We start from the raw sequence: 12623 nt of genomic DNA on the forward strand, positions 1-12623 counted from the left end.
GGGGGGTTTTTAGAATTATATTAAATTTAAAAAGAGAAGGTGAAACAATTGGGAGGTATCCAGAACAAAGATTTAAAGTTTACATTAAAAAATGGTATTACAATAGCCCAAATGGATGAAGATGAAATCACAATTAAAACTGCTAGTCGATTGTTTAAACTAAAGGGAAATGATATAAAAAATATTCTTATACCTAATATAGAAAACTTTGAAATTGGGGTCGACTTTTTTACAATAAAAAATTGTTCAATAGAAGCATCTGAAGAAGAAATCCATAATGCTTTGGGACAATTAACTGCTAGGGGTTGGTTGACGAATTTAGACACGCCTGTCTTTATAAAAAGTTTTTCAGATTCTGAAAAGGAAAGTTATGAATCTATCGGTGTTGATTACAGTAAAATTCAACCTATTCTAGATAATAAAACTGTAGGTGTTATTTCACTTATGAATCATACGGAATACCTAGTTGAATACATGCTTGGTTCTAATATTAAGAATATTAATTTATTACTACCAAATGATTTTTCTGAGAATGTAATCTCTCATTTCTCCCGAAAGAATAACTTTGAGGAACTTAATCTTTGTAGTTTTAATTATTTGAATCAAGAAATATTGGAAAATCATATTACAAGTTGCGATTTTTTAATCTTATTAGAAACTATAGAAAATAAATTTATAGAGAAACAGATAAATAAATTATGCTTAAAACATAAAAAATCATTTATCAGAGCAATTGTTCAAAATTTCAAAAGCGAAATAGGACCGTTAGTTATCCCAAATTTGACTGCTTGTCTAGAGTGCTACAATACAAGAATTTATAGTAACTTAAATCATTATCTTGAAAATAAGGCAATTGATCAAAAAGTAATGTCAAAAGGCTATGGATATAAAGTTAGTAATGAAGTAACAATGTCTTCCTTCTTGACAGGAATAGGTATTTTAACAAATGAAGTAATAAAGTACTTCATAAAAGATATTACTTGGAATTTCCCTGCATCGATTGAAAGTATTATTGAATTTGATAACTATAATATGGAATTGAACATTAATAAATTTCTGAAAATTCCGAGGTGTGAAATCTGCGGGAAAAATATTATAAATAATTGCGAGGAGAAGTATTGGATGGAGCCCTACTCATATCAAAAATAGGAGGTACTTATGGATAGAAAAGCAACGAGTAATAATTTGTCTTCCATTTATCCTTTTGCTGATCCTGCCGTATGTAATTCTAAAACAGGTATAGTAAAAGATTTATTTCACTGGCTTCCAGAGCCGAATGACCCTTCCGTATTTTTAATGGCAGCTATCACGAATAATTCAGGGAGGTTTGCAAATGAATCTGCTACTAATTTTAATAGTGGTGCGGGACTAACAATGGAAGCGGCCTATAATGCGGCAGTTGGTGAAGCAATCGAAAGATATTCATCTGCATTTATTAATGAAGAAGAACTTGTATTATCTAGTTATAGGGATTTAAAGGAAAATGCCATTCATCCAGACAAATTTGCTTATTATCATGAAAAACAATATGTTACTCCTAAATTTCCATTCAAAAAATTAAATTTAGATACAGTCGTTAATTGGGTCAAAGGTTATTCATTGATTCAAAACGAACGTGTTTATATCCCAGCTGCAAATGTATTTCTTCCTTACTTCCACAAAAATGATGAAGAACTAATATGGCATTCAGTTTCTACTGGTCTTTCTTGTGCAAAATCAAAGGAAGAGGCAATTTTAAAAGGTATCTTTGAAGTAATAGAGCGAGACTGCTTTAGTATATTATGGTTCAATAAATTATCAATGCCAAAAATCAATATTGAAAGTGATAAAGTTATTAGTGATTTATTTGAACAATATTTTGAAACGCCAAATTGTAAATTTCATCTAATAGATATGACAATGGATGTAAAGGTTCCAACAGTTTTAGGGGTATTGGAAGATTTATCTGGCGGTACACTAATCGCTGCTGCGACTCGATTAAATTTAAAGGATGCAGTCATTAAAACCCTTATAGAATTATCTCAAGGAAGAATCAGCTGGAAAAGGGATTTTGTTGAGGGAGTTCAAGACGAATTTAAAGAAGATTTTAGTGATATACGAGATTTTCATAGTAGAGTAAGACTATTTACGAATAAAAATATGAAAAAACACATTGAGTTCGCATATCAATCTAATAATATTGTCAATATTAATCAAGCATATCCTGAATATGAAAATTCTCATAAAAAACAGCTATCAATTACTTTAGAAATGTTAAAAAGGCAAGGGTATGATGTTATTATTTATGATTTAACAACAAATGATGTTAAAAAAAGGGGATACCATGTAATTAGGGTAGTAATTCCGGGCTTTACAGAAATCACTAATGATCATGTAATTCCGAGAGCTGGTGGAACAAGAATATATGAGGTACCGAAAAAAATTAATTTAAAAGATACAGTTATGAACTTTGAAGAACTAAACCCTATACCACATCCGTTCCCTTAATAGAATGAAAATAAAATAAAAAAGGGTGTGATTTTTTGAGCCAGATAACAGAAGTAGAAATTCTATCGAAAAAGGTAGAGGAAATATTGTTAAAAAACCCTAGTATGTATGAGGTTTTCCATGAAAATACAAAATTAAATTCATTAAAGGAAAAGATGCTAGGAAAAAATATAATGGGTGTTTTGACAGAGAAAAATTTCTTAGAAGCAAGTCATATGCCATATAAAACATATACATCGAATAAGAGAATCCCGTTAGAAAAAAACTTTCATAATTTAATTATTAATAAAAATTTCACTGAAATTCTTTTAGATAGACGTAGTGTTAGAAAATTTATTAATAAACCTATCTCTTTTAATCAATTATCATATTTATTGTATATGAGTTATGGAATTAATGATTTTTTACCATCAAAACAAACAAATTCTTTACAGGAATTAAGAACTGTACCATCTGCCGGTGGCCTATATCCTTTGGAAATTTATTTACTAATAAACAATGTAGAGAATTTGGAGCAAGGTTTATATCATTACAATGTTAAATTACATTGTCTCGAGTTATTAAAGGAAGGATCTCAAGAAGCCTGTTTACCATCATTAACTTCTTATAGTGATATTGCTAAAAATGCGTCAATTCTTATGTTCGTAACAGCTATATTTCCTAGACTATCTTACAAGTATGGAGATAGATCGTATAGATTTGCTCACCTCGATGCTGGTCATTTAGGACAAAATATTTATTTAACGAATACTGCTATGAAGTTGGGTACTCTAGCTGTTGGAGGCTTTTTTGATGATGAAATTAATGAGTATTTAAATATAAATGGTGTATCTGAGGGAGTTGTATATGAATTTTTTATTGGTCATAAAGACGAAGAAAATGATTATAGAATTAAGTAGATCTAAGAGGGTGCATAAAAAATGAAAAAATATAAATACACTTTATCGAAAAACGATATACCCATTTATCATTTAAGGAATGACACAAGTTACTTATCTCATATCATATTTTGGTTTAATATCGGGTCACGTTATGAACAAAAAAATTATTATGGGATGATTCACTTAATAGAACATTTATTATTAAGTTGCCACTATTCAAATGAAAATCAATTAAGAGATATCTTAAATGAAAAAGGAATTGAATTCAAACTTTCTACTTCTTATGAATATTTTTATTTATTGTTGTCATGCAAAGAAGAAGATGTAGAAGAAATAATTAAGATAGTATTTTCCGTTTTAAGTAATCCAAATATCGATAATATTTCATTTGTTAATGAAAAAAAGACGGTTATGTTAGAGAAGAAGAGTCGTACATTCATTGATCAAAAAAATATTCAAGATATCATCACTGAGAATATTTGGGATGAGGATTTAAGCCATCCAATATTGGGAACTGAATTAACACTATCAAAAATTAAATTAAACCAAATTCTTGATGTAATAAAATACTTAAATAATAGTAAGAACTTCTCCATTTTATATAGTGGTAAAAAATATATAGATGATTTTTCTGAAATTATTGATAAACATTATGAGGTACCTTCAGAGGAAGAGGAACTACGTATCAATTCATTGATAAGGGATACGATAGAGCCTTCTGCTTTTAAAGAAACGGATGTTATGTTGAAAACAAAAGAAGATTCAGATAAATCAGCGTCTTCTTTTGTATCTATATGTTACGAGTTTGATAATGGATTATCAAAAGATGAAAAAATTTATTTATCTTTGTTTAGTATTATGATGACAATGAATGATACGGGATTGCTGTATGAAGAATTTCGATTGAAGGAACAAAGTGTGTATTTTATTGTATGCTTACCTATTCATTTTAAATATGAGAGTATTTTGCAAGTTCAATTTATTACAGAACAAAGTGATTTAGAATCACTCATCTTACATATTAATGAAAAGGTGAACACGGACAGCAAAGAAATCAACATAATGAGCAAGTATTTCGAGAAAAGTAAAAAATTTTTACAGCATAAAATTTACAAAATATTAGAGAATGATAAGGATTTTTTATTATTTTTAGGGAATGAGCGAGTGAGCGGAAGACATCAAATATCATTAGATGAAATGCTTCGGATCTTAGATAGTATTAATATTAAAGACATGCAGGCATTTATTAATGAAAATTTGAATCATGCAAAAATGAAACGAATCATTCTATCCTAATTGAGGTGTTATATATGAATGAAGTTATATCAATAAAAGATTTGTGTTTTTCGTATAACATAAATATAAAAATACTAAAAAATATTAATTTAACAATAAACCACAATGAAGTGTTTGGATTACTAGGACCAAACGGGGCTGGAAAAACAACCTTATTAGAATGTATACAAGGAGTTAAAAATAGTTTTTCCGGCACAATAACGGTCAATGGTTTAGATGTTAGAAAAGATGCAGATAAAATTAAACCATTTATAGGTGTGCAGTTTCAGTCAAACTCCTATTTTGATCATATTAAAGTGGATGAATTATTTGAATTTTTCGCCATATTATACAACATGGAGGTTACAGAAGAAGAAATTAAAGATCTATTAAAAAAAGTCAATATGCAAGAACAGAAAAGATCTTATGTTAATAGACTTTCTGGCGGGCAAAAACAAAGAATAAGTATTGCATTAAGCATTCTCAATAAACCACAGGTCCTATTTTTGGATGAACCAACAACTGGTTTAGATCCAAACTCCAGAAAAGATTTATGGAATATTATAAAGGACATTAGAGAAGAAGGAACAACAATAATCTTAACGACACATTATATGGAAGAAGTAGAAGCACTCTGTGATAATGTATGTTTTATTAACAATGGGAGTATTTATACTGTAGGAAGACCTGAAGAGATTATTAATAATGCTAATTTAAACTCAGTAATAAAAATAGGTTTAATTGCCGATTCTTCTGTCCATTATTTAGAAAGTTGTCCTGCAGTAGATAAGATTAAAAAAGAAGATGATTATTTCTATTTATATACGAAAGATATTAGAAAAACGTTAGATTATATAAATAAATTAGAAGATGAAAAAAGAATAACAACGACTAGTATAAATATTCAAATGGCGAATTTAGAGGATGTATTCTTAAATATGACTGGAAGTGTTTTGAAAATATGAATAGTTTCGTGAATTTATCTTCTATATTTTTTAAAATGGAAATAAGAAATAAACAAGCGGTTGTTATGAGTACGGTGTTCCCTATTCTTATGATGGCTTTAATGGGTACAGCCGGAAAAGATACGGCAAGAGACGGCATGTCCTATATGACTTATATTTTTCCTGGTATTTTAGGTATGGCTTATGGAGCTATTGGTCTTATAGCATTACCCGTTATGATTGCTTCGTATAGGGAAAGGGGTATTTTTAAAAAAATTAAAGTTACGCCAATCTCTGCATCAAAAATAATGGTATCTATTTTCAGTACACAGCTTTTCATTATGGCTATACAAACAGTTATTATTTTGGTCATTAGTGTTTTCGTTTTTAATGTTCAATTAAATTTTAATTCGATTTACACTCTTTTATTAATCCCGTTGTTATTAATCGGTGGTCTTAGTTTATTAGGCATAGGTTTAATAATCGGAATTTACGCTAATAACACAAAAAATGCCACAACTATGGGAAATCTTTCAAATCTAGTATTCATTTTTTTAGGTGGTACTTTTTTTCCGAGTGATGTATGGCCAAAATTTTTAATGCCATTTGTTTATATTAATCCACTTAATTATATTATTGAAGCTATTAGAAAAACACTTATTTTCGAGACTCAAAATTTTTATACGTATCTGACTGAACTTTCAGTAATAACTGCTATAGCAGTTATTACTTTAGTATTTTGTGTTAAAGTTTTTAAATATGAATAATTAATATCAGTTTACTATAATAAACATGATGCACGAAAATTTCGAATGTTGACATATTAAACACTTTGACGTAAATTAAAAATAATTGCATAAAAGCATTAGGTGCCCATTGCGGGAGAATAGGGAATAAAGTGAAAAGCTTTAGCGGTCCCACCACTGTAAAAGGGAGTTTCATAGAGAATGCCACTAGCATCGTTCTGGGAAGGTTCTATGAAATGTTGAAATTGAGCCAGGAGACCTGCCTATCTGCTTCGTATTATATAGACGATGGAAAAGTCTGTAGTTTATTTGTTATGGATAAACTACAGGCTTTTTATTTTTTTCTCTAAATCATTCTTCGAGTAACAAGGGCAAATAAGAAAGGGGAAATTTTCATGCAATTATTACAACAAACGATCCAAAACATTCAAAGTGCAGACCACAAAATGATGGGGCAGGCAAGAGAACGCATAGATGCACTTTGCAAACCTCCTAGTAGTTTGGGGAAGCTGGAAACTCTAGCTGTGCAACTATCCGGTATTACAGGTGAACTATATCCTGCAATTGATAATAAAGCAATTATTGTCTGTGCCGCGGATCATGGCGTCTGTGAAGAAGGAGTGACGCCGAATCCACAAAATGTGACGGTCTTCCAAACGCTAAATTTCCCAAGAGGAGGAACAGGTGTCTGTGCTGTCGCGAAAATAACGAATGCAAAAATTGTTACGGTAGACGTTGGGGTTAAAGAGGATATTCCACATGATGCTGGTGTCATCATTAAAAAGATTAAATATGGTACGGACAATATGGCAAAGGGTCCTGCTATGTCAAAGGAAGAAGCCATTCAATCAATTGAAGTAGGAATTGAAGTAACTACGGAAGAAATCAAAAAAGGGATAAATGTACTCGGGACAGGTGAAATGGGTATCGGTAATACAACACCTAGTGCTGCTATATTATCGGTTCTTCGCGAGTGTCATCCGAATGAAGTGACAGGCTTCGGTGCAGGAGTTGGACCAGGAGGAATAGCACATAAAGTAGAAGTCATCCGCAAAGCTATAGCATTAAACAAACCAAATCGTCATGATGCTATTGATGTTCTTGCAAAAGTCGGAGGGTTAGAAATTGGCGCGATGGCAGGGGTAATACTTGCTGCTGCTGCACATCGCAAACCTGTTGTTATTGACGGCTTTATTTCTACTATCGCTGCTCTAATTGCGTACGAACTTGAGCCAAACGTAAAAGACTATATTATTCCTTCTCATGCTTCTGAAGAACCTGGTGCAAAAATTGCTGCTGAAATGCTCGGAATTGAACCAATGCTACAAATGAATATGCGATTAGGAGAGGGCTCTGGTGCAGCTTTAGCCTTTCCTATTTTGGATGCAGCAAGCTCTATGATGAAAAACATGACTACATTAGAGGAAGCTATGTTACTGTTGAAAATGTAGATTTATTAATCTTTAGGTACTTATTGTCGCTGCTGTGGATGCACGGCGTTTGTGAAAATAAGAAAAATTCAAAACAAGCCCAAATCTGATATTTGGGCTTGTTAATATGCAACGGTATAGCTATGCTCGATTCAACTTCCGCAACGGTAACCGCCATTTCTTCGTATATGAAAGTATTCTTAATACTGTGATCACACCAAATAATACATATAAAAAGATATCCCCTGAGAAAAGTTGAAGTCCGATAATAAGCCCGGCTAGTGCTGCCCAAACACCATAAATTTCATCACGGAGGACTAATGGTTGTCGTCTAGCTAATAAATCGCGAACAATTCCACCACCTGACCCTGTTAAGACAGCAGCTACAATAACTGCACTAATAGGCATGTCGAGCTTTACAGCATAGAGAGCACCTTGAATCGCAAATGCGGATAATCCGATAGCATCGGTAAAATTGCCCCAGCGATGCCAATGCTGAATAAGACGGTGCGGAAATAAGAAAAATAGCGTAATCGCTGCAATGGCAATTTGGAACATCATATCTTGACCCCAAAGTGTAGTTACAGGTAAACCTATCAATAGATTTCGTATAGCTCCACCACCGAAAGCAGTTACGATACCGAGTATATAGACACCGAATAAATCATATTCTTCTTCCATTGCAATTATTGCCCCGGAAATAGCGAAGGCAATTGTTCCAATGATACTAAAAACCTCCCAAGCCAACCCTTTCACCCCTTAAGTGAATAAAATCATTTCTTGTTGTAGATTAGTTACTAATACGAACTAGAAAACATTAAAGTCTTCTTTTTTGTATCAGAAGCAAAGAAAGCATCGACTTATGATTTGGAATTATCAGATATTAAGTATCTAATTATAGCAGAAATGCATAGATATAGTTTTTAATTTAACTAAGCGCCTAAATGCAATTAGAAACACAAGCAATTTTTGCAGGCAAGCTCACAAATTGTTAAGATAAGATTTGAACAAATGTGAAATGGAGAAGAACATAATGACTTTTACAACCAATTTATTAGAAGAAACACTAGCATTAGCTGCTAAAATAGAAGATAAGGTACGCCCTTTTCATGCAAAGGTAGAAGATATGGCGTTCTTCAATCAACAAAAAGTGCTTGCTGCATTCCGAAAGCATCAAGTAAGTGATTATCATCTGCACCCATCTAACGGTTATGGCTATGATGATGAAGGGCGTGACAATCTAGAACGTGTTTATGCAGAGGTTTTTGGAGCGGAGGCTGCCATTGTGCGTCCGCAAATTATTTCTGGTACACATGCAATCACACTTAGCTTATTCGGAGTACTACGTCCTGGTGATGAATTACTTTATATTTCGGGGCAGCCGTATGATACATTGCAATCAATAGTCGATGGTGGCGATAAAGATACTGGCTCGTTAAAAGATTATAAAATCGGTTATAGCCATGTGGATTTATTGAATAATCAAGAGATCGATTGGGAAGGTGTTGTAGCTGCAATTACAGCAAACACAAAAATGATTGCTATCCAACGTTCGAAGGGCTATGCAACACGCCCATCCTTTACTATTTCGCAAATTGCAGAAATGTGTGCAAAGATCCGTGAATTAGCACCGAACGCAGTTATTTTCGTTGATAATTGCTACGGAGAATTTGTTGAGGCACTAGAACCGACAGAGGTTGGAGCGGATTTAATAGCAGGCTCGCTCATTAAAAATCCTGGTGGAGGCTTAGCGAAAATTGGTGGTTATATTGCAGGTCGTGCAGATTTAGTAGAAAAATGTGCTTACCGTATGACATCGCCAGGTATTGGTGCTGAGGCAGGTGCAACATTAAATACGCTCGGTGATTTCTATCAAGGATTTTTCCTCGCGCCACATGTTGTATCTCAAGCATTAAAAGGTGCCATTTTCACAGCTGCTATGCTGGGAGAAATAGGCATGAATACATCGCCAAGGTATGATGCGAATCGTACGGATTTAATTCAATCGGTTTCTTTCCAAAAGGCGGAACAAATGATTGCTTTTTGCCGTGAAATTCAAGCAAACTCACCAATTAATGCGCATTATGCACCAGAGCCAGCGTATATGCCTGGCTATGAAGATGATGTCATCATGGCTGCTGGAACTTTCATTCAAGGTTCAAGCATTGAGCTCACAGCAGACGGTCCTATTCGTCCGCCATTTACCGCCTTTATTCAAGGTGGGTTAACATACGAGCACGTAAAATTTGCTATTTGTAGTGCTGTTCAAAAAATCCAAAAATAAGTAACGAAAAACTATTCAAAACGTCCTTTTGAATAGTTTTTTTACTTATGAACGAACAGTTGAAGATGAAGCTTCTTAAAGCGAATGCCATTTATCATCATTCAGTAGAAGACTACTTCATGATGAAATATCCTAACACCTACTGAATGGAGATAAAGCCTCCGGCGGATGTCACGGATCTTCAAAATCCGGAAGCATTTACGACAAGGCGAAATTGATATAAGTTGATTGGAGTGGAGGCTTGGCGACTCCTTGGGGATTAGCGATAGAGGAACGAAGGCTAAAACCATCACATCCCGTGATAATGCCTTCGTGACCAACACCGTGTTGGCCCGAGACCCTGGAGCGAGCAACGCGAGTGAAGCGGCTCATCGGACGTCCCCGGGAAAGCGCCAAGCCGGAACGGAAATCAACCCCACGTTAGGATGTGAAGTATAGTTTTTTACAATTTTTCATCATTTCAAAAAAATATTTTAATCCATGTTAGGAAAGCTTACATGAGTGGTTGACACTATAAATTTTTCGTTATATGATTAGCGAGTATTGGAGGGGAACTTAAATGAGTCGTGAAATTAGACGAACTATGCCGTTATTATCTATGAATATCGTAATGCAATTGACAGAGCTTTCGGCACGTCAGATTCGTTATTATGAAGAACACCATTTAATTGAGCCGCACCGAACAGAAGGCAACCGTCGAATGTTTTCATTAAATGACGTCGATACACTGCTGGAAATTAAAGATTATTTAGATCAGGGTATGAACATGGCGAAAATTAAAAAGCTGTTCGCTAAAAAGAATGAACCTGTTTCAACAGATGAGCGTGATTTAAGTGACTCAGAATTACGTAACATCATGCGTGAAGAAGTGCGTCAAGCACAGCGCATGCAAAAATCATCCATCCGTCGTGGGGATTTATCTCGATTCTATTAATAAAAGGCAACATCATTCATGTCTTTATTAATAGAGTAGGGTAATTATAAAAAGCTAGACAATTTATAGGAGTGTGGAAAACTGTGGGTAAATACACTAAAGAGGACATTAAACGTCTAATCGAAGAAAAAAATGTAAGCTTTATACGTCTACAATTTACAGATATTCTTGGCACAATCAAAAACGTTGAGATTCCTGTAAGCCAATTAGACAAAGCACTAGAAAACAAAATGATGTTTGATGGCTCATCCATTGAAGGCTTCGTACGTATCGAAGAATCAGATATGTATTTACATCCTGATTTAGATTCTTTCGTAGTGTTCCCTTGGACTTCTGAAAAAGGGAAAGTAGCACGTTTCATCTGTGATGTATACACTGCTAAAGGCGAGCCATTTGCTGGTGACCCACGAAATAACTTAAAACGTATCCTTAAGAAAATGGAAGATATGGGATTCTCAAGCTTCAACTTAGGACCTGAACCAGAATTCTTCTTATTTAAATTAGATGCAAAAGGTGAACCGACACTAGAAGTGAACGACCACGGTGGTTACTTCGACTTAGCACCAACTGATCTTGGCGAAAACTGCCGTCGTGATATCGTACTAGAGCTAGAAGAAATGGGCTTCGAAATTGAAGCATCTCACCATGAGGTAGCTCCTGGACAACACGAAATCGACTTCAAATATGCAGACGCAATCACAGCTTGTGACAATATTCAAACGTTCAAATTAGTTGTTAAAACAATTGCACGTAAACACGGTCTACATGCTACATTCATGCCGAAGCCATTATTCGGTGAAGCGGGTTCTGGTATGCACTTTAATGTTTCATTATTTAAAGGTAAAGAGAATGCATTCTTCGATGAATCTACTGAACTAGGTCTTTCTGAAACAGCAATGCAATTCATGGCAGGTGTCCTTTCTCACGTTCAAGGCTTCACAGCTGTGACAAATCCAACAGTTAACTCTTATAAACGTCTTGTACCTGGTTATGAAGCGCCGTGTTATGTAGCATGGTCAGCTCAAAACCGTTCACCACTGATCCGTATCCCATCAGCACGTGGTCTTTCGACTCGTGTAGAAGTACGTTCTGTGGACCCATCTGCTAATCCGTATTTAGCGATGGCTGTTATTTTAGAAGCTGGTCTTGAAGGGATCCGTCGAAACTTAACACCACCAGCTGCTATTAACCGAAACATCTACGTGATGTCTGATGAAGAGCGTAAAGCGAATGGTATCGCAAACTTACCACCAGCGCTTGATGATGCTTTAGCATTACTTGCTAAGGATGAAGTAGCTCAAGCAGCTTTAGGTGAGCATATTTATGCAAACTTTAAAGAAGCAAAAGAAATCGAGTTCGACATGTACCGTACAACAGTACACCAATGGGAACGCGATCAATATTTAAAAATGTACTAATTAAAACGTTGGGGCTATGATGCTCCAACGTTTTTTTGTGCGCCTAGCCTGGAAGTACATCATTTTATGCGGTATCTTCTGATAGAATTTAGTAAATTTTATCAAAAGAAGGTCTTCAAAATAATAAAAAGAACGCAAATTAATACATAAAAGCTAAGTTATTCGTAAATATTTAAGTTTTTCTTATATGCCCTATACACACTTGACTACGTGCATTATTATTT

At 34.2% G+C, this 12623-nt stretch carries 11 protein-coding genes and 1 riboswitch; of the genes, 10 read left to right on the top strand and 1 reads right to left on the bottom strand.

Going from position 1 to position 12623, the window contains the following annotated elements; genetic code table 11:
• Window positions 1-39 precede the first annotated feature (39 nt).
• The 7 genes from ACQKN4_RS05295 (at window position 40) to cobT (ending at window position 7784) form a co-directional block, all read left to right on the top strand.
• Window positions 40-1149, top strand: a complete 1110-nt coding sequence (locus tag ACQKN4_RS05295; RefSeq protein WP_427482654.1) for a hypothetical protein — start codon at window positions 40-42, stop codon at window positions 1147-1149.
• A 9-nt stretch (window positions 1150-1158) separates the two neighbouring features.
• Window positions 1159-2487 (top strand): YcaO-like family protein, encoded by a 1329-nt coding sequence (locus tag ACQKN4_RS05300; protein WP_427482656.1) that lies wholly within the window; start codon window positions 1159-1161, stop codon window positions 2485-2487.
• A gap of 35 nt (window positions 2488-2522) precedes the next feature.
• On the top strand, window positions 2523-3386 hold the full coding sequence (locus ACQKN4_RS05305; RefSeq protein WP_427482658.1) for a SagB/ThcOx family dehydrogenase: 864 nt from the start codon (window positions 2523-2525) through the stop codon (window positions 3384-3386).
• Between the two features lie 21 nt (window positions 3387-3407).
• Window positions 3408-4664 (top strand): M16 family metallopeptidase, encoded by a 1257-nt coding sequence (locus ACQKN4_RS05310; RefSeq protein WP_427482660.1) that lies wholly within the window; start codon window positions 3408-3410, stop codon window positions 4662-4664.
• A 14-nt stretch (window positions 4665-4678) separates the two neighbouring features.
• Window positions 4679-5608 carry an ABC transporter ATP-binding protein gene (locus ACQKN4_RS05315; protein ID WP_427482662.1) on the top strand — a complete coding sequence of 310 codons (930 nt, stop codon included), beginning with the start codon at window positions 4679-4681 and terminating at the stop codon, window positions 5606-5608.
• Entirely contained in the window at window positions 5605-6354 is a 750-nt protein-coding gene (locus tag ACQKN4_RS05320; protein WP_427482664.1) for an ABC transporter permease, read from the top strand. Before ACQKN4_RS05315 ends, ACQKN4_RS05320 begins: the two co-directional genes overlap by 4 nt.
• An 83-nt stretch (window positions 6355-6437) precedes the next feature.
• A riboswitch (cobalamin riboswitch) is annotated at window positions 6438-6614 on the top strand.
• Between the two features lie 114 nt (window positions 6615-6728).
• On the top strand, window positions 6729-7784 hold the full coding sequence (gene cobT, locus ACQKN4_RS05325) for a nicotinate-nucleotide--dimethylbenzimidazole phosphoribosyltransferase (protein ID WP_427482666.1): 1056 nt from the start codon (window positions 6729-6731) through the stop codon (window positions 7782-7784).
• Between the two features lie 120 nt (window positions 7785-7904).
• On the opposite strand, the gene ACQKN4_RS05330 is transcribed toward cobT, so the two are convergent.
• A complete protein-coding gene (locus tag ACQKN4_RS05330) occupies window positions 7905-8510 on the bottom strand; it encodes a trimeric intracellular cation channel family protein (protein WP_079560574.1) in 606 nt (201 codons plus the stop codon).
• 286 nt (window positions 8511-8796) lie between these two features.
• Here ACQKN4_RS05330 and ACQKN4_RS05335 point away from each other — a divergent pair, with 286 nt between their 5' ends.
• The 3 genes from ACQKN4_RS05335 (at window position 8797) to glnA (ending at window position 12399) form a co-directional block, all read left to right on the top strand.
• A complete protein-coding gene (locus ACQKN4_RS05335) occupies window positions 8797-10047 on the top strand; it encodes an aminotransferase class I/II-fold pyridoxal phosphate-dependent enzyme (RefSeq protein WP_427482668.1) in 1251 nt (416 codons plus the stop codon).
• A gap of 559 nt (window positions 10048-10606) precedes the next feature.
• On the top strand, window positions 10607-10981 hold the full coding sequence (locus ACQKN4_RS05340) for a MerR family transcriptional regulator (protein WP_079560583.1): 375 nt from the start codon (window positions 10607-10609) through the stop codon (window positions 10979-10981).
• Window positions 10982-11064: 83 nt separating this feature from the next.
• Window positions 11065-12399, top strand: a complete 1335-nt coding sequence (gene glnA / locus ACQKN4_RS05345) for a type I glutamate--ammonia ligase (RefSeq protein ID WP_079560586.1) — start codon at window positions 11065-11067, stop codon at window positions 12397-12399.
• Window positions 12400-12623 lie beyond the last annotated feature (224 nt).

Origin of the sequence: Lysinibacillus sp. NPDC093692 (assembly GCF_050280125.1) — a bacterium.
Classification (GTDB): domain Bacteria; phylum Bacillota; class Bacilli; order Bacillales_A; family Planococcaceae; genus Lysinibacillus.